General features: G+C 61.4%; 23 protein-coding genes and 3 pseudogenes. 1 reads left to right on the top strand and 25 read right to left on the bottom strand.

What is annotated here, in order from left to right:
- Window positions 1–22: 22 nt before the first annotated feature.
- The 22 genes and pseudogenes from KY499_RS15645 to rpsJ form a co-directional block, all read right to left on the bottom strand.
- Window positions 23–592, bottom strand: a complete 570-nt coding sequence (locus tag KY499_RS15645; RefSeq protein WP_183164629.1) for an adenylate kinase — start codon at window positions 590–592, stop codon at window positions 23–25.
- Between the two features lie 5 nt (window positions 593–597).
- Window positions 598–1,909: pseudogene (gene secY / locus KY499_RS15640) on the bottom strand (preprotein translocase subunit SecY).
- A gap of 184 nt (window positions 1,910–2,093) precedes the next feature.
- Window positions 2,094–2,585: a 50S ribosomal protein L15 gene (gene rplO, locus KY499_RS15635; RefSeq protein WP_123257080.1), complete on the bottom strand. Its 492-nt coding sequence runs from the start codon at window positions 2,583–2,585 to the stop codon at window positions 2,094–2,096.
- Window positions 2,586–2,792, bottom strand: coding sequence for a 50S ribosomal protein L30 (gene rpmD, locus KY499_RS15630; RefSeq protein WP_123257079.1), 207 nt, complete (start codon window positions 2,790–2,792; stop codon window positions 2,586–2,588). It lies immediately after the preceding gene.
- Between the two features lie 3 nt (window positions 2,793–2,795).
- Window positions 2,796–3,485: a 30S ribosomal protein S5 gene (rpsE, locus tag KY499_RS15625; protein WP_183164626.1), complete on the bottom strand. Its 690-nt coding sequence runs from the start codon at window positions 3,483–3,485 to the stop codon at window positions 2,796–2,798.
- A 26-nt stretch (window positions 3,486–3,511) separates the two neighbouring features.
- A pseudogene (gene rplR / locus KY499_RS15620) lies at window positions 3,512–3,896 on the bottom strand (50S ribosomal protein L18).
- 2 nt (window positions 3,897–3,898) lie between these two features.
- Complete coding sequence (rplF, locus tag KY499_RS15615; RefSeq protein ID WP_123257076.1) at window positions 3,899–4,435, bottom strand: 50S ribosomal protein L6; 537 nt, start codon at window positions 4,433–4,435, stop codon at window positions 3,899–3,901.
- A gap of 18 nt (window positions 4,436–4,453) precedes the next feature.
- The gene (gene rpsH, locus KY499_RS15610) at window positions 4,454–4,852 is read right to left on the bottom strand and encodes a 30S ribosomal protein S8 (RefSeq protein ID WP_056425243.1); all 399 of its coding nucleotides are present in this window, start codon (window positions 4,850–4,852) and stop codon (window positions 4,454–4,456) included.
- 94 nt (window positions 4,853–4,946) lie between these two features.
- Window positions 4,947–5,528, bottom strand: coding sequence for a 50S ribosomal protein L5 (gene rplE / locus KY499_RS15605; protein WP_123257075.1), 582 nt, complete (start codon window positions 5,526–5,528; stop codon window positions 4,947–4,949).
- Window positions 5,528–5,887 carry a 50S ribosomal protein L24 gene (gene rplX, locus KY499_RS15600; RefSeq protein ID WP_024366125.1) on the bottom strand — a complete coding sequence of 120 codons (360 nt, stop codon included), beginning with the start codon at window positions 5,885–5,887 and terminating at the stop codon, window positions 5,528–5,530. The genes rplE and rplX overlap by 1 nt, the downstream gene beginning before the upstream one ends.
- Window positions 5,888–5,890: 3 nt before the next feature.
- The gene (gene rplN, locus KY499_RS15595; protein WP_123257074.1) at window positions 5,891–6,259 is read right to left on the bottom strand and encodes a 50S ribosomal protein L14; all 369 of its coding nucleotides are present in this window, start codon (window positions 6,257–6,259) and stop codon (window positions 5,891–5,893) included.
- Between the two features lie 367 nt (window positions 6,260–6,626).
- Window positions 6,627–6,935, bottom strand: coding sequence for a 30S ribosomal protein S17 (gene rpsQ, locus KY499_RS15590; RefSeq protein WP_123257073.1), 309 nt, complete (start codon window positions 6,933–6,935; stop codon window positions 6,627–6,629).
- A complete protein-coding gene (rpmC, locus tag KY499_RS18620) occupies window positions 6,932–7,261 on the bottom strand; it encodes a 50S ribosomal protein L29 (protein ID WP_120951149.1) in 330 nt (109 codons plus the stop codon). The genes rpsQ and rpmC overlap by 4 nt, the downstream gene beginning before the upstream one ends.
- 2 nt (window positions 7,262–7,263) lie before the next feature.
- The gene (gene rplP, locus KY499_RS15580; RefSeq protein ID WP_123257072.1) at window positions 7,264–7,680 is read right to left on the bottom strand and encodes a 50S ribosomal protein L16; all 417 of its coding nucleotides are present in this window, start codon (window positions 7,678–7,680) and stop codon (window positions 7,264–7,266) included.
- Window positions 7,681–8,526, bottom strand: coding sequence for a 30S ribosomal protein S3 (gene rpsC, locus KY499_RS15575; RefSeq protein WP_123257071.1), 846 nt, complete (start codon window positions 8,524–8,526; stop codon window positions 7,681–7,683).
- A complete protein-coding gene (gene rplV / locus KY499_RS15570) occupies window positions 8,527–8,892 on the bottom strand; it encodes a 50S ribosomal protein L22 (protein ID WP_003803798.1) in 366 nt (121 codons plus the stop codon). It abuts the gene before it with no gap.
- A gap of 38 nt (window positions 8,893–8,930) precedes the next feature.
- Window positions 8,931–9,212, bottom strand: a complete 282-nt coding sequence (rpsS, locus tag KY499_RS15565) for a 30S ribosomal protein S19 (RefSeq protein ID WP_018773666.1) — start codon at window positions 9,210–9,212, stop codon at window positions 8,931–8,933.
- 12 nt (window positions 9,213–9,224) lie between these two features.
- Window positions 9,225–10,065: pseudogene (gene rplB, locus KY499_RS15560) on the bottom strand (50S ribosomal protein L2).
- Between the two features lie 29 nt (window positions 10,066–10,094).
- On the bottom strand, window positions 10,095–10,400 hold the full coding sequence (gene rplW / locus KY499_RS15555) for a 50S ribosomal protein L23 (protein ID WP_018773664.1): 306 nt from the start codon (window positions 10,398–10,400) through the stop codon (window positions 10,095–10,097).
- Window positions 10,397–11,017 carry a 50S ribosomal protein L4 gene (rplD, locus tag KY499_RS15550; RefSeq protein ID WP_123257069.1) on the bottom strand — a complete coding sequence of 207 codons (621 nt, stop codon included), beginning with the start codon at window positions 11,015–11,017 and terminating at the stop codon, window positions 10,397–10,399. Before rplD ends, rplW begins: the two co-directional genes overlap by 4 nt.
- Window positions 11,018–11,021: 4 nt before the next feature.
- Window positions 11,022–11,672 carry a 50S ribosomal protein L3 gene (gene rplC, locus KY499_RS15545; RefSeq protein ID WP_123257068.1) on the bottom strand — a complete coding sequence of 217 codons (651 nt, stop codon included), beginning with the start codon at window positions 11,670–11,672 and terminating at the stop codon, window positions 11,022–11,024.
- A gap of 17 nt (window positions 11,673–11,689) precedes the next feature.
- Window positions 11,690–11,998 carry a 30S ribosomal protein S10 gene (gene rpsJ, locus KY499_RS15540; protein ID WP_003803825.1) on the bottom strand — a complete coding sequence of 103 codons (309 nt, stop codon included), beginning with the start codon at window positions 11,996–11,998 and terminating at the stop codon, window positions 11,690–11,692.
- A gap of 406 nt (window positions 11,999–12,404) precedes the next feature.
- Here rpsJ and KY499_RS15535 point away from each other — a divergent pair, with 406 nt between their 5' ends.
- Window positions 12,405–13,832 carry a GH1 family beta-glucosidase gene (locus KY499_RS15535; protein WP_123257067.1) on the top strand — a complete coding sequence of 476 codons (1,428 nt, stop codon included), beginning with the start codon at window positions 12,405–12,407 and terminating at the stop codon, window positions 13,830–13,832.
- A gap of 43 nt (window positions 13,833–13,875) precedes the next feature.
- Here the strand turns inward: KY499_RS15535 and KY499_RS18375 are convergent, their stop codons facing one another.
- The 3 genes from KY499_RS18375 to fusA form a co-directional block, all read right to left on the bottom strand.
- Complete coding sequence (locus KY499_RS18375) at window positions 13,876–14,001, bottom strand: hypothetical protein (RefSeq protein WP_258190822.1); 126 nt, start codon at window positions 13,999–14,001, stop codon at window positions 13,876–13,878.
- A gap of 180 nt (window positions 14,002–14,181) precedes the next feature.
- The gene (gene tuf / locus KY499_RS15530; RefSeq protein ID WP_123257066.1) at window positions 14,182–15,372 is read right to left on the bottom strand and encodes an elongation factor Tu; all 1,191 of its coding nucleotides are present in this window, start codon (window positions 15,370–15,372) and stop codon (window positions 14,182–14,184) included.
- A 246-nt stretch (window positions 15,373–15,618) separates the two neighbouring features.
- Window positions 15,619–17,733: an elongation factor G gene (gene fusA, locus KY499_RS15525; RefSeq protein WP_123257105.1), complete on the bottom strand. Its 2,115-nt coding sequence runs from the start codon at window positions 17,731–17,733 to the stop codon at window positions 15,619–15,621.
- Between the last annotated feature and the right edge of the window lie 19 nt (window positions 17,734–17,752).

Below are 17,752 nucleotides of genomic sequence, written 5' to 3'. Positions count from 1 at the left end.
CCTCTCGATGTCAGGTGGCGGGTCAGGCCGACTGGGCCGCTTTGATGGCCTGCATCACGCGGTCTGTGACCTCGTCGATGCCGCCGATTCCGTCGACCTGGGTCAGGATGCCGCGCTCGGCGTACTTCGCCACGACGGCCTCGGTCTGGCCGTGATAGAGGTCAAGCCGGTGCCGGATGACGGCTTCATTGTCATCGCTGCGGCCGGTTTCCTTCGCGCGGCCCAGCAGCCGGGTGACGAGTTCCTCGTCGTCGGCCGTCAGCTGCAGGACGACGTCGAGCTTCTGCTCGCCCGTGGCAAGGATCCCGTCGAGGTAGTCGACCTGCGCGGTGGTGCGCGGGTAGCCGTCCAGGAGGAAGCCGCCGTCGACGTCGTCCTCACCGAGCCGGTCACGGACCATCTTGTTGGTCACGCTGTCCGGTACAAAATCACCGGCGTCCATGTACTTCTTCGCTTCTACGCCCAGCGGCGTTTCGCCTTTGACGTTGGCACGGAAGATGTCGCCGGTGGAGATCGCAACGACGCCGAGGCGCTCTGAAATGCGTTCCGCCTGCGTTCCCTTGCCGGAACCGGGGGGTCCAATAATCAACATTCTCGTCATCGCAAAAGCCCTTCGTAGTGACGTTGCTGCAGCTGCGCATCGATCTGCTTCACGGTCTCCAGACCGACGCCCACCATGATCAGGATCGAGGTGCCGCCGAACGGGAAGTTCTGGTTGGCGTTGATCAGAACCAGCGCAATCAGCGGGATCAGAGCCACGAAGCCCAGGTAGAGGGCGCCGGGCAGGGTGATCCGGGAAAGTACGTACTGAAGATAATCCGCTGTCGGCTTGCCGGCACGGATGCCCGGAATGAAGCCGCCGTACTTCTTCATGTTGTCCGAGACCTCTTCAGGGTTGAAAGTAATCCCAACATAGAAGTAGGTGAAAAACACAATCATGGCGAAATACAGCACCATGTAGATCGGCTGGTCGCCGCGGACCAGGTTGTTGTTGATCCACTCCACCCAGAAGGCAATCGGCTCGCCGGCCTGGGGCTGGTTGAACTGTGAGATCAGGCCCGGCAGGTACAGCATCGACGAGGCAAAGATGACCGGGATGACGCCGGCCATGTTGACCTTAATGGGGATGTAGGTGCTGGTGCCACCCACGGTGCGCCGCCCGATCATGCGCTTGGCGTACTGCACCGGGATCCTGCGCTGCGACTGCTCCACGAAGACCACGAGCGCGACCGTCAGCAGGCCGATGACAAGAACCATAAAGAACGTTCCGGGACCCTGTGCGGTCCAGATCGCTCCGAGTGCACCGGGGAAGCCGGCGGCGATAGAGGTGAAGATCAGCAGCGACATGCCGTTGCCGACACCCTTTTCGGTGACGAGTTCACCCATCCACATGATCAGGCCGGTACCGGCCGTCAGCGTGATGATGAGCAGGACCGTGGTGATGATCGAGGAATCCGGGATGATCGGCAGCTGGCAGTTCGGCAGCAGCTGACCGGACCGCGCGAGCGACACCAGTGTCGTGGCATTCAGCAGGCCCCAGGGCGATGGTGAGGTAGCGGGTGTACTGGGTCAGTTGCGACTGGCCCGACGCGCCTTCTTCATGCAGCTGCTGGAACCGGGGAATGACCACCCGGAGTAGCTGCACAATGATGCTCGCCGTAATGTACGGCATGATGCCGAGGGCGAAGATTGATACCTGCAGCAATGCACCGCCGCTGAACAGGTTGACGAGCTGGTAGATCCCGCCCGTGGTCTGACCGTTCTGCAAGCATTGCTGGACATTCTGGTAGTTCACACCAGGCGAGGGGATGAAGGCACCCAAGCGGAAGATTGTGATGATTCCCAGCGTGAACAACAACTTGCGTCGCAGATCAGGCGTGCGAAAGGCCCGGCCAAATGCGCTAAGCAAGCGTCCTCCTGAGTAATAAGTAAAGTCTTGTGAGACAGGTCAATAGAACCCAACGTTCGAGTCTAACGGGTGGATGCGCCCTGCGAACAATCGGCGGTCCCCAAAAAATCGAAAAACTCCCGGCACCACAGGCCTGTAGCCTGCGGTACCGGGAGTTCAACAACGGGCTGATACACCGCCGCCCTTAGAGGGCGGTGGTGGTTCCGCCTGCTGCAGCAATCTTTTCTGCGGCGCTGGCCGAGAATGCGTGGACGGTGACGTCAACCTTGACGGTGATGTCGCCGGTGCCAAGCACCTTGACGGGCTGGTTCTTGCGAACGGCACCCTTTTCGACCAGGTTCTCCACGGTGACTGAGCCACCTTCCGGGAACAGCTCGTTGAGCTTGTCCAGGTTTACGACCTGGAACTCAACCCGGAACGGGTTCTTGAAGCCGCGCAGCTTCGGCAGGCGCATGTGCAGCGGCAGCTGGCCGCCGGCAAAGCCAGCCTTGATCTGGTAACGGGCCTTCGTACCCTTGGTACCGCGACCGGCGGTCTTACCCTTGGAGCCTTCGCCACGACCAACACGGGTCTTGGCGGTTTTGGCACCGGGGGCGGGACGCAGGTGGTGAACCTTCAGTGCGTTCTGCTTCTCAGCGGCGCCCTGTGCCTTCTCGGCAGTTTTGTTCTCGGCCATTTACTTCGCCTCCTCTACCTTAATCAGGTGCGGAACCGTGTTGACCATTCCGACGGTCACGGCGTCGGCGGTGCGGACAACGGTGTGTCCGATCCGCTTCAGGCCGAGGGACCGAAGGGTGTCGCGCTGGTTCTGCTTGCCGCCAATGGCGGACTTAATCTGAGTGATCTCCAACTGTGCATCGGAGACAAGCACGTTCTTTGCCATTGCTCAGACACCTGCCTTCTGGTTCAGAAGCGCCTTGACCATTGCCGGAGGAGCGATCTCGTCGAGGGGCAGGCCGCGGCGTGCTGCCACTGCTGCCGGCTCTTCGAGGCGCTTGAGCGCATCAACGGTCGCGTGCACGATGTTGATGGCGTTCGAGGAACCGAGCGACTTGGAGAGGATGTCGTGGATGCCCACGCACTCCAATACTGCACGGACCGGACCGCCGGCGATAACACCGGTACCCGCGGAAGCCGGGCGCAGCATAACGACGCCTGCGGCGGCCTCACCCTGGACGCGGTGCGGGATGGTGCTGCCGATGCGGGGAACGCGGAAGAAGGACTTCTTGGCCTCTTCAACGCCCTTCGCGATAGCGGCGGGAACTTCCTTGGCCTTGCCGTAGCCGACGCCGACCATACCGTTACCGTCACCAACGACGACGAGTGCGGTGAAGCTGAAGCGACGACCACCCTTGACGACCTTGGAAACACGGTTGATGGTTACAACGCGCTCTACGAACTGGCTCTTTTCGGCTTCGCGGCCGCCGTCGCGGCCACCACGGCCACCACGGTCACCACGACCCTGGCCCTGGCCGCGGTCGCCACGCTCGCCACGACGAGCGCCACCACGGGCGCCGTCAGCGGCAGCAGCAGGCGCAGCGGTCTCAGTTGCCGGAGCAGCTACAGCTTCAGTCACCTGAATGTCCTTTTCGTTATTTTCGGTCACAGTGACAGCCCACCTTCACGGGCGCCGTCAGCAACAGCAGCGATCCGGCCGTGGTACTTGTTACCACCGCGGTCGAAGACGACTGCTTCGACACCGGCAGCCTTGGCACGCTCGGCGACGAGTTCGCCAACGCGCTTGGCCTTGGCAGTCTTGTCACCATCGAATGCACGAAGGTCGGCTTCCAGGGTGGAGGCGCTCGCTACGGTCAGGCCCCTTGCTGTCATCGACAACCTGGACGAATACGTGGCGGGCGGAGCGGTTGACGACCAGACGAGGACGTACAGCCGTTCCGGAGATGCGCTTGCGGATACGAAGCTGGCGGCGGCTGCGCTTGGCAGACTTGCTCTTGTTCGTACGCTTCTTATTAATTGCGATGGCCATGGTTACTTACCAGCCTTTCCGACCTTGCGGCGGATGACTTCGCCGGCGTAGCGGATGCCCTTGCCCTTATAGGGGTCCGGCTTCCGCAGCTTGCGAATGTTGGCAGCAACCTCGCCGACCTGCTGCTTGGAAATACCTGAAACAGAGAGCTTGGTCGGGGTCTCAACTGCAAAGGTGATGCCGTTCGGTGCCGAGACGTTGACCGGGTGGCTGTAGCCCAGAGCGAACTCCAGGTCAGAACCCTTGGCCTGAACGCGGTAACCGGTACCGACGATTTCAAGCTTCTTCTCGTAGCCTGCGGTGACACCCTGGATCATGTTGGCGATCAGGGTGCGGGTCAGGCCGTGCAGCGAACGTGAGGCGCGCTCGTCGTTCGGGCGGGCGACAGTCAGGGTGCCATCTTCCAGGGAAACCTCGATCGGGCTGGCCACAGTGTGGCTCAGCTCGCCTTTGGAACCCTTGACATTGACGACAGAGCCGTCAACCTTGACCTCAACGCCGGCAGGAACGGTGATGGGGAGACGTCCAATACGTGACATTATTCTCTTCCTTTCCCGTTACCAGACGTAAGCGAGGACTTCGCCGCCCACGCCCTTCTTGCCGGCCTGCTTGTCAGTCAAGAGGCCGGAAGAGGTGGACAGGATTGCGACACCCAGGCCACCGAGCACGTGCGGCAGGTTGGTGGACTTTGCGTAAACGCGCAGTCCCGGCTTGGAAATACGACGAACGCCAGCGATTGAACGCTCGCGGTTCGGACCGAACTTGAGCTCGAGGGTCAGCTTCTTGCCAACCTCAGCGTCTTCTTCTTTCCAGGAGGCGATGTAACCTTCGGCCTTCAGGATGTCGGCAACGCGTGCCTTGAGCTTGCTGTACGGCATAGACACGGAATCGTGGTATGCCGAGTTTGCGTTGCGCAGACGCGTAAGCATGTCTGCGACGGGATCTGTCATTGTCATGGTGGGCTCTTGCCCTTCCTCATAACGGTTTCCGCCGTGCTGATTGTTCCGAACGAAGTCGGGACCTGCGCGGCGGACCTTTTACGTAGCTAGATTAATCTTCGGTCTTGAACGGGAAGCCAAGCGCCTTAAGCAGCGCGCGGCCTTCGTCGTCGGTCTTGGCAGTGGTCACGACGGTGATGTCCATGCCGCGTACGCGGTCGATGGAATCCTGGTCGATCTCGTGGAACATAACCTGCTCGGTAAGACCGAAGGTGTAGTTGCCGTTGCCGTCGAACTGCTTGCCGCTGAGGCCCCGGAAGTCGCGGATACGCGGCAGAGCCAGCGTGACCAGACGGTCCAGGAATTCCCACATGCGGTCCCCACGCAGAGTTGCGTGTGCACCGATCGGCATGCCTTCGCGCAGCTTGAACTGTGCGATCGACTTGCGGGCCTTGGTTACCTGCGGCTTCTGGCCGGTGATCAGGGTCAGATCGCGGACAGCGCCGTCGATCAGCTTGGAGTCCTTGGCGGCATCTCCAACACCCATGTTCACAACGACCTTGACCAGACGGGGAACCTGGTTGACGTTCTGGTACTGGAATTCCTCAACGAGCGAGCCCTTGATGGAATCGGCGTACTTGGTCTTCAGACGAGGAACGATCTTGCTTGCCGGAGTCTCGAGAGTCTCAGTCATTAGATGTCCTTCCCTGAGCTCTTGGCCACGCGGACACGCACTTCACGCTTCACGCCATCGCGCTCAACGGTCTCGGTGCGGAAACCGACGCGGGTGGGCTTCTTGGTGGAGGGGTCAACCAGAGCCACGTTGGAGATGTGGATCGAAGCCTCAACGACCTCGATGCCACCGGTCTTGGTGCCGCGCTGCGACTGACCGACCTTAGTGTGCTTGGTTACGCGGTTGATGCCTTCGACCAACACGCGGTTGGTCTCGGGGAAGACGCGCAGAACCTTGCCCTGCTTGCCCTTGTCGCCGCCGCGCTCAGCCTTGGCGCCAGTGATGACCTGAACGAGGTCACCCTTTTTGATCTTAGCCATGGACTAAAGCACCTCCGGAGCCAGAGAAACGATCTTCATGAACTTCTTATCGCGAAGTTCACGACCAACCGGTCCGAAGATGCGGGTACCGCGGGGGTCACCGTCAGCCTTCAGGATCACAGCTGCGTTCTCGTCAAACTTGATATAGGAACCATCCGCACGGCGGCGTTCCTTCTTGGTACGGACGATGACAGCCTTGACGACGTCGCCCTTCTTTACGTTGCCGCCCGGAATTGCGTCCTTGACGGTAGCGACGATAACGTCGCCAATGCCTGCGTAGCGACGGCCAGACCCACCGAGAACGCGAATGGTAAGGATTTCCTTAGCACCCGTGTTGTCGGCAATCTTGAGTCGCGACTCCTGCTGAATCACTATTTACTCCTTGCGTCGCGCGGGTTCTCAGACCGAGATCTTGCTACGGGATGAGCCTTGCGGAACGGTAGATCGGGGTGTCTCTTGACCTGCCTGGATTTTGCCAGACCAGGCCTAAACGCCCGTTCCAGCAGCATTTGCACCCCAAGCGGACTCCGAATGGAGCACAAGGGGGCACTATGCCGTGGCACGATTGTTTACGAGGTTGATGACGGCGCACGAGAGCGCCATACAAACTCAATATCCTAGCACGCCTGGGGGCCCTGGCAGAAACGGCCGTGAGCACGGCCGCCGGCACCGGCGCTCCCCCGGCATAACAGAAGCCCCCGTTCCCGAGAGGGGAACGAGGGCTTCCGCAGATCAGGCCTTACTTGGCCTTTTCGATGATCTCCACCAGGCGCCACCGCTTGGTAGCGGACAGCGGGCGGGTCTCGGCGAGGAGTACCAGGTCGCCGATGCCGGCGCTGTTCTCTTCGTCGTGAGCCTTGATCTTCGTGTTGCGGCGCAGGACCTTGCCGTACAGGGCGTGCTTGACGCGGTCTTCGACCTGGACAACGATGGTCTTTTCCATCTTGTCCGAGACGACGTAGCCGCGCTTCGTCTTACGGTCACCGCGCTCGGCAGCCGTGGCTGCGTCGGAAACAGTTTCCGTCACGTTCTCGTCCTTTTCACTCACTTGGCGTCCTCCTCGGTTTCAACCGTCTCAGCCTTTTCGGCCTTCTTGGTTGCAGCCTTCTTGGACTTCTTTTCTTCCTTGGCTTCCACAACCGGTGCGGCAACCTCGGCACGAATGCCCAGCTCGCGCTCACGGAGAACGGTGTAGATGCGTGCGATGTCCTTCTTTACCGCGCGCAGACGACCGTGGTTCTCCAGCTGACCGGTGGCGGACTGGAAACGCAGGTTGAACAGCTCTTCCTTGGCCTTACGGAGTTCTTCAACGAGTCGCTCGTTGTCGAAACCGTCCAGCTGTGCGGATGCAAGTTCCTTGGATCCTACTGACATTTCTATTCACCACCTTCGCGACGCAAAATGCGTGCCTTCAACGGGAGCTTGTGGATCGCCAGGCGCAGTGCCTCGCGGGCAACCGATTCCTCGACACCGGAGATCTCGAAGAGAACCCGGCCCGGCTTGACGTTTGAGACCCACCATTCCGGAGAACCCTTACCGGAACCCATGCGGGTTTCGGCCGGCTTCTTCGTCAACGGACGGTCCGGGTAGATGTTGATCCAGACCTTTCCGCCACGCTTGATGTGGCGGGTCATCGCGATACGGGCAGATTCGATCTGACGGTTCGTGACGTAGGCCGGGCTCAGCGCCTGGATACCCCATTCACCGAAGGAGACCTTGGTGCCGCCCGTAGCAGCGCCGGAACGACCCGGGTGGTGCTGCTTACGGTGCTTGACTCGACGTGGGATAAGCATTTAAGCCTGTCCTCCTTCTACTGACTGAGCCGAGCCTGCGGCACCGGCTTCAACAGCCGGTGCTTCGGCAGCGACGGGCGCTGCCTCAGCCGGGCGGTCGTTACGACGACGGCGGTCACCACGGTCAGCGCCACCCGGGCGGCCCGGGCGGTCGCTGGCACCACGGCCGCGGGACGGAGCAGCAGCTGCCTGCTGGGCCAGTTCCTTGGCGGTGACGTCACCCTTGTAGATCCAGACCTTCACGCCGATGCGGCCGAAGGTGGTCTTGGCCTCGTAGAAGCCGTAGTCGATGTTCGCGCGGAGGGTGTGCAGGGGCACACGGCCTTCGCGGTAGAACTCCGAGCGGGACATTTCGGCCCCGCCCAATCGACCCGAGCAAGCGATCCGGATGCCCTTGGCACCGGCACGCTGTGCGGACTGCATGGCCTTCTTCATTGCACGGCGGAATGCCACGCGGGAAGTCAGCTGCTCAGCAACGCCCTGGGCAACAAGCTGGGCTTCCATCTCGGGGTTCTTGACCTCGAGGATGTTCAGCTGAACCTGCTTGCCGGTGAGCTTTTCGAGCTCGCCGCGGATGCGGTCTGCTTCTGCACCGCGGCGGCCGATGACGATGCCCGGACGTGCCGTGTGGATATCCACACGGACACGGTCGCGGGTGCGCTCGATTTCGACCTTGGCGATACCGGCGCGTTCCATGCCCGTGGACATGAGCTGGCGGATGCGGATGTCTTCGCGAACGAAGTCCTTGTACCGCTGTCCGGCCTTGGTGCTGTCAGCAAACCAGTGCGATACGTGATCGGTGGTGATGCCGAGTCGGAACCCGTGCGGGTTAACTTTCTGTCCCACTTAGCGAGCCTCCTCTTTCTCCGGGGTAGCGACTACCACGGTGATGTGGCTCGTGCGCTTCTTGATCTGAAATGCACGACCCTGGGCTCGCGGCTGGAACCGCTTCATGGTCGGGCCTTCATCAACAAACGCTTCGCTGATGATGAGGTCACCTTCGTCAAACGCCACGCCGTCGCGGTCCGCGAGGACCCGGGCGTTGGAGATTGCCGACTGAACTACCTTGAAAACCGGCTCCGAAGCTGCCTGCGGGGCAAACTTCAGAATTGCCAGAGCCTCATTCGCTTGCTTACCACGAACAAGGTTGACGACGCGCCGGGCCTTCATAGGCGTTACGCGGATGTGACGCGCAATTGCCTTGGCTTCCATTGCTTTCCTTCTCTCGTCTTTGACGTAAGTGCAGGCGCCTAGCGGCGCTTGCCCTTACGGTCGTCCTTGACATGGCCGCGGAATGTCCGCGTGGGAGCGAATTCGCCGAGCTTGTGCCCGACCATCGACTCAGTGACAAACACGGGGATGTGCTTGCGTCCGTCGTGTACGGCAATCGTGTGTCCGAGCATGTCGGGGACGATCATCGAACGGCGGGACCAGGTCTTGATGACGTTCTTGGTGCCCTTTTCGTTTTCCCTGGCTACCTTCACAAAGAGGTGCTGGTCAACGAAAGGACCTTTTTTCAGGCTGCGTGGCATGTGTCCAGGCTCCTATCGCTTGTTCTTGCCAGTACGACGGCGACGAACAATAAGCTTGTCGCTCTCTTTGTTGGGACGGCGGGTGCGGCCTTCGCGCTTACCGTTCGGGTTGACGGGGTGACGTCCACCGGACGTCTTACCCTCGCCACCACCATGCGGGTGGTCGACCGGGTTCATCGCGACGCCACGGACGGTCGGGCGAACGCCCTTCCAGCGCATACGGCCGGCCTTACCCCAGTTGATGTTCGACTGCTCGGCGTTGCCGACCTCGCCGACGGTGGCGCGGCAGCGCACGTCGACGTTGCGGATTTCACCCGAGGGCAGACGCAACTGGGCGAAACGGCCTTCCTTGGCAACGAGCTGGATCGATGCGCCGGCGGAACGGCCCATCTTGGCGCCGCCACCCGGACGCAGTTCGACTGCGTGGATAACGGTACCGACCGGGATGTTGCGCAGCGGCAGGTTGTTGCCGGGCTTGATGTCAGCCTCGGCACCTGCCTCCACCGTGTCACCCTGGGACAACTTGTTCGGGGCAATGATGTAACGCTTGGTGCCATCAATGTAGTGCAGGAGCGCGATGCGAGCCGTACGGTTCGGATCGTACTCGATTTCGGCAACGCGGGCGTTGACGCCGTCTTTGTCGTGGCGACGGAAGTCGATCAGACGGTACTGGCGCTTGTGGCCACCACCCTTGTGACGGGTCGTGATCTTACCGGTGTTGTTACGGCCGCCCTTTTTGGGCAGCGGACGTACCAACGACTTTTCCGGCGTCGACCGCGTGATTTCAGTGAAGTCCGCTACGCTCGAGCCGCGACGGCCCCGGGGTAGTCGGCTTATATTTACGGATTCCCATAATTTATTTCCTCGTTAAAGTGGTCTCCGCTACGAGAGCGGACCGCCGAAGATGTCGATTGTGCCTTCTTTGAGGCTCACAATTGCACGCTTGGTGTTCTTGCGGGTACCCCATCCGAATTTGGTGCGCTTGCGCTTACCGGCACGGTTGATGGTGTTGATCGATTCGACCTTGACGGAGAAAATCTTCTCCACGGCCAGCTTGATCTCGGTCTTGTTCGAGCGGGGGTCCACCAGGAAGGTGTACTTGCCCTCATCGATCAGGCCGTAGCTCTTTTCCGAGACGACGGGTGCAAGCACAACGTCGCGCGGGTCTTTGATGGTGGCTGCGCTCACTTGGCATCCTCCTCGGTCTTTGCAGCCTTGTCAGCAACGAATGCTTCGTAGGCAGCCTTGGTGAAGACTACGTCGTCAGAAACGAGAACGTCGTAGGTGTTCAACTGATCTGAGTACAGAACGTGAACTGCCTCGAGGTTGCGCACGGACAGTGCAGCAACGTCGTTGGCGCGCTCAATGACAACGAGCAGGTTCTTGCGCTCGGAAACTCCGCGCAGGGTTGCCAGTGCTTCTTTGGAGGACGGCTTGGTGCCGGCTACCAGGTCAGCAATGACGTGGATGCGTCCGTTGCGGGCGCGGTCCGAGAGAGCACCGCGGAGAGCGGCAGCAATCATCTTCTTGGGGGTCCGCTGGCTGTAGTCACGCGGCGTGGGGCCGTGGACGACGCCGCCACCGGTCATGTGAGGAGCACGGATGGAACCCTGACGGGCGCGGCCGGTACCCTTCTGCTTGAACGGCTTGCGGCCTGCACCGGAAACTTCGGCGCGGGTCTTGGTCTTGTGGGTACCCTGGCGAGCAGCAGCGAGCTGGGCAACGACGACCTGGTGCAGCAGCGGCACGTTGGTCTGTACGTCGAAGATCTCTGCAGGCAGGTCAACCTTGACAGTGCTAGTCATTGAACTAGGCTCCCTTCACGGCGGTGCGTACGAGTACGACCTGGCCGCGGGCACCGGGAACGGCGCCCTTGATCAGGAGCAGCGACTTCTCGACGTCAACCGCGTGAACCGTGAGGTTCAGCGTGGTGTGACGCACGGCGCCCATGCGGCCGGCCATTTTCATGCCCTTGAAGACGCGGCTCGGGGTGGATGCGCCACCGATGGAACCGGGCTTACGGTGGTTCTTGTGGGCACCGTGGGAAGCTCCAACGCCGTGGAAGCCGTGACGCTTCATCACACCGGCGAAGCCCTTACCCTTGGTGGTGCCCATGACGTCGATCTTCTGGCCGGCTTCGAAGAGCTCAACAGAGAGCTCCTGGCCCAGCTCGTAAGAATCAGCATCTGCAGTGCGCAGTTCGACGACGTGGCGGCGAGGCGTGACGCCTGCCTTTTCAAAGTGACCAGCCAGCGGCTTGGTGACCTTGCGGGAATCGATCTGGCCGTAGCCGATCTGAATGGCGACATAGCCATCAGTTGCTGCGTTGCGCAGCTGCGTGATGACGTTCGAGTCAGCCTGGACCACAGTGACGGGGATGAGCTTGTTGTTCTCGTCCCAGACCTGGGTCATGCCGAGCTTCGTGCCCAGCAGGCCCTTTACGTTACGGGTTGCGGTCATAGTCTCTCAGCACCTCCCTACAGCTTGATTTCGATGTTCACGTCGGCCGGCAGGTCGAGACGCATAAGCGAGTCAACAGCCTTGGGCGTGGGGTCGATGATGTCGATCAGACGCTTGTGCGTGCGCATTTCAAAGTGCTCGCGGCTGTCCTTGTACTTGTGCGGAGAGCGGATTACGCAGTAAACGTTCTTCTCCGTCGGAAGCGGCACGGGGCCGACTACCGTGGCGCCTGCGCGCGTGACCGTCTCAACGATCTTCCGTGCTGAAACGTCAATGACCTCGTGGTCATATGACTTCAGCCGGATGCGGATTTTTTGTCCCGCCATGTCGCCTGACTCTCTTTCAGTCTGTGCTTCCCCTGATTAGGGCTGCTCTGTTCACTTACTCGTTGTATGGCTGCCGAAGCATTTGAAGTCTGAACTACCACCCGCCGCACAAGCTGAATCCGGATGGATCCGGGTTCCTCAACCTGCCGGCGTAACCGACCCCCGCGGTCGGGCGTGTCGCGCTTTTCACGCGTACTCGTCCGCAGTTCCATTGGGAGTGGGTTATGTTTGGTCTCTTCCCTGGACCCTGACACCCGGCATTATCCGGATCGGGACGCGAAAGAGCGCTTGAACAACTCATCTAGTATGCCGGAATATATGGCCAGAAGCGAATCGGGGCCCACCGCCGGGCCGCGGCCGACGGCGGGCCATTGCCCTGCGCAGCCGTCGAATGGATGATGAGGACATGGCTGCGCTGGATTCCGCGGCAGTCCAGGCTCTTGCTGCGCGCCTGGGCCCGCATTTCACCCTGGGGGTCGCCTCGGCGGCCTTTCAAATCGAGGGAGCACTCTCCGCGGGCGGCCGTGGCCCGTCCGGTTGGGATGCTTTCGCGGCCAAACCCGGCAGCATTCGCGGCGGCCACTCCCCCGCGGTCGCCTGCGACCATTACCACCGGGCACCCGAAGACGTCGAACTCATGCGGGCCCTGGGTGTTGACTCGTACCGGTTCTCTCTCTCCTGGCCCCGGATCCAGCCCGACGGGACCGGTCCGTTCAACGCCGCGGGCCTGGACTTCTATGACCGGCTGATCGACCGGCTGCTGGAGGCCGGAATCTCGCCGATGGCGACCTTGTACCACTGGGACACCCCCTTGCCACTTGAGGACCGGGGCGGCTGGCTGAACCGTTCAACGGCGGAGCGCTTCGCCGCGTACACCGCGGCGGCGGCCCGGCGGTTCGGTGACCGGGTGGCTCACTGGGTGACCCTGAACGAGCCCGTGTCCGTCACCCTGAACGGCTACGCACTGGGGGTCCACGCCCCCGGCCACAATCTGCTCTTCAATGCCCTGCCGGCCGTCCACCACCAGTTGCTCGGACACGGGATGGCGGTACAGGCGCTGCGTGCGGAGGCCGTCACTGGCGCAGTGGGGGTCACCAACCTGCACTCCCCGGTCCGGCCCGCTTCGGGGTCCGTCCCCGACCGGCTGCTCGCCAGGGTGTTTGATCTGATGCTCAACCGCATCTACGCCGATCCGATTCTCCTCGGTCATTATCCGAAGCCGCCGCTGGTCGCGAGGCCCTGGTTCCGCTCACTGGGGCGGATTTCCGATGCCGACCTGGCGACGATCCATCAGCCTTTGGATTTTTATGGCCTGAACTACTACTACCCCACGAAAGTCGGTGCGGGGAGGGGGCCTGCCGGCTATCCGGCCGGACGGCCGGAGGCCATGCTGAAAGTCCCGTTCTATTTGGCCGGCTTCCCGGAATATGACCTCACCGGGTTCGGCTGGCCGGTGGCCCCTGAACACCTCGGCGTCCTGCTCCGGGAACTGAAAGACCGCTACGCGGACTCGCTGCCGCCGCTCTACATCACGGAAAGCGGCGCCAGCTTCCCCGAGCCGGACCACGTGACGGGTCCGGTCCCGGATGCCGCCCGGATCGCGTATCTCGCGTCCCATCTTGGCAGCGCGCTGGCGGCCACTGCACCGGGTGGGATCGCAGAGGACGTGGTGCTGCTCGGCTACTACGTCTGGACCCTGATGGACAACTTCGAGTGGGCAGCGGGGTACTCACAGCGATTCGGCCTGGTGCACGTGGACTTCACGACGCTCGAACGAACTCCCAAGGACTCCTACTACTGGCTGCAGGCCCTGGTCCGCGCCCGCCGGGCCTGACAGCCGGCGCCAGGACGGCTCCGGCGGCGCCCCACCCGCCGTACTACTGGTTTTTGTTGGCCCGTCTGATGCGTTTGGCCCGCTCGATCTCCTGGCGGAAGTGTCTTTTGGCCCAGAGCCCCCCGGCCACGACGGCAACGACAACGAGCAGGAAAATGAACAACTCCATGATCGGATCCCTTCTGTTCCTGCAACGGTAGCAGGGCAGGCGGCGCGTCCGGCGGGGCCGTTGCCCGAACAGGCGGTTAAACAGAACAGCCCCGCTGCACATGCAGCGGGGCTGTTCCACACGTCGCAGCAGCCGTCAGACGGCCGGCCGCTAAGCGCTCAAAACAGGGATCGGCAAGAACTACTTGACGATCTTGGTGACGCGTCCCGAACCAACGGTGCGGCCGCCTTCGCGGATAGCGAAGCCGAGGCCATCTTCCATAGCGATCGGCTGGATGAGCGCAACGGTCATCTCAGTGTTGTCGCCGGGCATAACCATTTCCGTGCCTTCCGGCAGGGTGATAACGCCGGTTACGTCCGTGGTGCGGAAGTAGAACTGCGGGCGGTAGTTGGAGTAGAACGGGTTGTGACGTCCGCCTTCGTCCTTGGAGAGGATGTAGACGTTAGCCTCGAAGTCGGTGTGCGGGGTGATGGAACCCGGCTTGACGACAACCTGGCCACGCTCAACATCGTCACGCTTCAGACCGCGGAGCAGGAGGCCACAGTTCTCGCCGGCCCATGCTTCGTCGAGCTGCTTGTGGAACATTTCGATACCGGTCACCGTGGTCTTCTGGACCGGGCGGATGCCGACGATCTCAACCTCGGAGTTGATGGCAAGAGTTCCACGCTCGGCGCGGCCCGTTACAACGGTGCCACGGCCGGTGATCGTGAAAACATCTTCGATCGGCATCAGGAACGGCTTGTCACGGTCACGTACGGGGTCCGGAACGGACTCGTCGACGGCTTCCATGAGGTCCTCGACGGACTTGACCCAAACCGGGTCGCCTTCGAGGGCCTTCAGACCGGAAACGCGAACAACCGGTGCCTCATCGCCATCGAAGCCCTGAGCAGAAAGCAGCTCGCGAACTTCCATTTCGACGAGGTCGAGGAGCTCTTCGTCATCAACCATGTCCGACTTGTTCAGCGCAACCAGCAGGTAGGGAACGCCAACCTGGCGGGCGAGCAGAACGTGCTCGCGGGTCTGAGCCATCGGGCCGTCAGTGGCGGCAACCACGAGGATTGCACCGTCCATCTGAGCAGCGCCGGTGATCATGTTCTTGATGTAGTCAGCGTGACCGGGGGCGTCTACGTGTGCGTAGTGGCGCTTCTCGGTCTGGTACTCAACGTGGGAGATGTTGATGGTAATGCCGCGCTGACGCTCTTCGGGAGCAGAGTCAATCGACGCGAAGTCGCGCTGCTCGTTGAGAGTCGGGTACTTGTCGTACAGCACCTTGGAAATGGCGGCCGTCAACGTCGTCTTACCGTGGTCAACGTGACCAATGGTGCCGATGTTAACGTGCGGCTTAGTCCGCTCGAACTTTGCCTTTGCCACAGGTTCCTCCTAGAACGTTTTCAAATGACTTACCCTTCGACTGCGCTTGTCGCGGCCGAAACTCCAGTAAGTCTACTTGGGGGGCTTTGGATTGGTGAAATTGCAGATTCCGGAACTGATACTAGTTCCACGAGCCTGTTCGTGCCGACGGCCGGAAACCAATCGCGACCGGTAACCGGCCGTCGGCACCAGGCGAATCTCCGTTACCGGAGACGCACCCGAGTTTGTCGCAGCGAAGTCCGAAGACTACTCGCCGCGGTTCTTCTGGATGATCTCGTCGGCAACTGCCTTCGGGACCTCGGCGTAGCTGTTGAACGTCATGGAGTACACAGCGCGGCCCTGGGTCTTCGAGCGCAGGTCACCGATGTAGCCGAACATGCCGGACAGCGGAACGTGCGCGCGAATAACCTTGACGCCCTGGGCATCTTCCATGGACTGCATCTGGCCACGGCGGGAGTTGAGGTCACCGATAACTTCACCCATGTATTCCTCAGGGGTGCGGACCTCGACATCCATCAGCGGTTCGAGCAGAACGGGGTTCGCCTTGCGGGCAGCTTCCTTGAAAGCCATTCGCCCGGCGATCTTGAACGCCATTTCCGAGGAGTCAACATCGTGGTACGCGCCGTCAATCAGCGTGGCCTTGATGCCGACTACCGGGTAACCGGCCAGGACGCCGTCGTTCAGTGCATCCTGGATACCGGCGTCGACCGACGGGATGTATTCGCGCGGGATACGGCCACCGGTGACCTTGTTCTCGAACTCGTACATTTCGCCATCGGCGGTGTCCAGTGGCGCGATCGCAATCTGGATCTTTGCGAACTGTCCCGAACCACCGGTCTGCTTCTTGTGCGTGTAGTCGTGACGCTCTACAGCACGCTTGATGGTTTCGCGGTAGGCAACCTGCGGCTTGCCAACGTTGGCTTCGACCTTGAATTCGCGGCGCATGCGGTCCACCAGGATGTCCAGGTGGAGCTCGCCCATGCCGGCGATGATGGTCTGGCCGGTGTCTTCGTTGAGGGAGACCTGGAAGGTCGGGTCCTCAGCGGAGAGCTTCTGGATGGCCGTGGAGAGCTTCTCCTGGTCACCCTTGGTGTTCGGCTCGATCGCAACCGAGATCACGGGCTCCGGGAAGCTCATGGACTCGAGGACGATCTGGTTGCTGGAATCACACAGGGTGTCACCTGTAGTGGTGTCCTTCAGACCGATCGCTGCGTAGATGTGGCCTGCGGTAGCGCCGTCAACGGGCATTTCCTTGTTGGCGTGCATCTGGAAGAGCTTGCCGATGCGCTCCTTCTTGCCCTTGGTGGAGTTAACCACCTGGGTGCCTGCTTCCACGTGACCGGAGTACACGCGGATGAAGGTCAGCTGGCCGAAGAACGGGTGCGTGGCAATCTTGAACGCCAGGGCCGAGAACGGATCTTCGGAGGACGGCGCGCGGGTCAGTTCCTTCTCTTCGTCGCGCGGATCGTGACCGATCATCGGCGGGACGTCGAGCGGGTTCGGCAGGTAATCCACGACGGCGTCAAGCATCGGCTGGACGCCGCGGTTCTTGAACGCGGAGCCACAGAAGACCGGGTAGAGCTCGGAGTTGATCGTCATCTTGCGGATGCCGGCCTTGAGCTCATCGATGCTGATCTCTTCGCCTTCGAGGTACTTCTCCATGAGTTCCTCGGACGCCTCGGCAACGGTCTCGACGAGGGTCGCACGGTATTCCTCGGCCTTGGCCTGGAGGTCTTCCGGGATCTCGCGGACTTCGTACTTGGCGCCCATGGTGACGTCACCCTTGGCATCGCCGGGCCAGACCAGTGCACGCATGTACAGCAGGTCAACGACGCCGATGAAATCGTTCTCGGCACCGATCGGCAGCTGCATCACGAGCGGCTTGGCACCGAGGCGGCTGATGATGGTGTCGACGGTGAAGTAGAAGTCAGCGCCGAGCTTGTCCATCTTGTTGACGAAGCAGATGCGCGGGACGTTGTACTTGTCAGCCTGGCGCCAGACAGTCTCGGACTGCGGCTCCACGCCTTCCTTGCCGTCGAACACGGCAACTGCGCCATCGAGGACGCGCAGCGAGCGCTCAACCTCAACGGTGAAGTCCACGTGGCCGGGGGTGTCGATGATGTTGATCTGGTTGTTTTCCCAGAAGCAGGTCACGGCGGCAGACGTGATGGTGATGCCGCGTTCCTTTTCCTGTTCCATCCAGTCAGTCGTCGAAGCGCCGTCGTGCGTTTCGCCGATCTTGTGGTTCACACCTGTGTAGAACAGGATGCGCTCCGTAGTAGTGGTCTTGCCGGCATCGATGTGAGCCATGATGCCGATGTTGCGGACCTTGCTAAGGTCGGTAAGCACGTCCTGTGCCACGGTGTCTCCCTTTCGGATG

It is taken from the genome of Arthrobacter sp. PAMC25284, assembly GCF_019443425.1.
Classification (GTDB): Bacteria; Actinomycetota; Actinomycetes; order Actinomycetales; family Micrococcaceae; genus Arthrobacter; species Arthrobacter oryzae_A.
Note: the sequence above shows the minus strand (reverse complement) of the source record. Positions and strands in the feature narration are given on the sequence as shown.

Bases quoted from the DNA above. Each gene is read 5' to 3' on its own strand.
- KY499_RS15645 (WP_183164629.1), bottom strand. From the start codon at position 592: ATGTTGATTATTGGACCCCCCGGTTCCGGCAAGGGAACGCAGGCGGAA.
- rplO (WP_123257080.1), bottom strand. From the start codon at position 2,585: ATGGCCGAGAACAAAACTGCCGAGAAGGCACAGGGCGCCGCTGAGAAG.
- rpmD (WP_123257079.1), bottom strand. From the start codon at position 2,792: ATGGCAAAGAACGTGCTTGTCTCCGATGCACAGTTGGAGATCACTCAG.
- rplF (WP_123257076.1), bottom strand. From the start codon at position 4,435: ATGTCACGTATTGGACGTCTCCCCATCACCGTTCCTGCCGGCGTTGAG.
- rpsH (WP_056425243.1), bottom strand. From the start codon at position 4,852: ATGACAATGACAGATCCCGTCGCAGACATGCTTACGCGTCTGCGCAAC.
- rplE (WP_123257075.1), bottom strand. From the start codon at position 5,528: ATGACTGAGACTCTCGAGACTCCGGCAAGCAAGATCGTTCCTCGTCTG.
- rplX (WP_024366125.1), bottom strand. From the start codon at position 5,887: ATGGCTAAGATCAAAAAGGGTGACCTCGTTCAGGTCATCACTGGCGCC.
- rpmC (WP_120951149.1), bottom strand. From the start codon at position 7,261: ATGTCAGTAGGATCCAAGGAACTTGCATCCGCACAGCTGGACGGTTTC.
- rplP (WP_123257072.1), bottom strand. From the start codon at position 7,680: ATGCTTATCCCACGTCGAGTCAAGCACCGTAAGCAGCACCACCCGGGT.
- rplV (WP_003803798.1), bottom strand. From the start codon at position 8,892: ATGGAAGCCAAGGCAATTGCGCGTCACATCCGCGTAACGCCTATGAAG.
- rpsS (WP_018773666.1), bottom strand. From the start codon at position 9,212: ATGCCACGCAGCCTGAAAAAAGGTCCTTTCGTTGACCAGCACCTCTTT.
- rplD (WP_123257069.1), bottom strand. From the start codon at position 11,017: ATGACTAGCACTGTCAAGGTTGACCTGCCTGCAGAGATCTTCGACGTA.
- rplC (WP_123257068.1), bottom strand. From the start codon at position 11,672: ATGACCGCAACCCGTAACGTAAAGGGCCTGCTGGGCACGAAGCTCGGC.
- rpsJ (WP_003803825.1), bottom strand. From the start codon at position 11,998: ATGGCGGGACAAAAAATCCGCATCCGGCTGAAGTCATATGACCACGAG.
- KY499_RS15535 (WP_123257067.1), top strand. From the start codon at position 12,405: ATGGCTGCGCTGGATTCCGCGGCAGTCCAGGCTCTTGCTGCGCGCCTG.
- KY499_RS18375 (WP_258190822.1), bottom strand. From the start codon at position 14,001: ATGGAGTTGTTCATTTTCCTGCTCGTTGTCGTTGCCGTCGTGGCCGGG.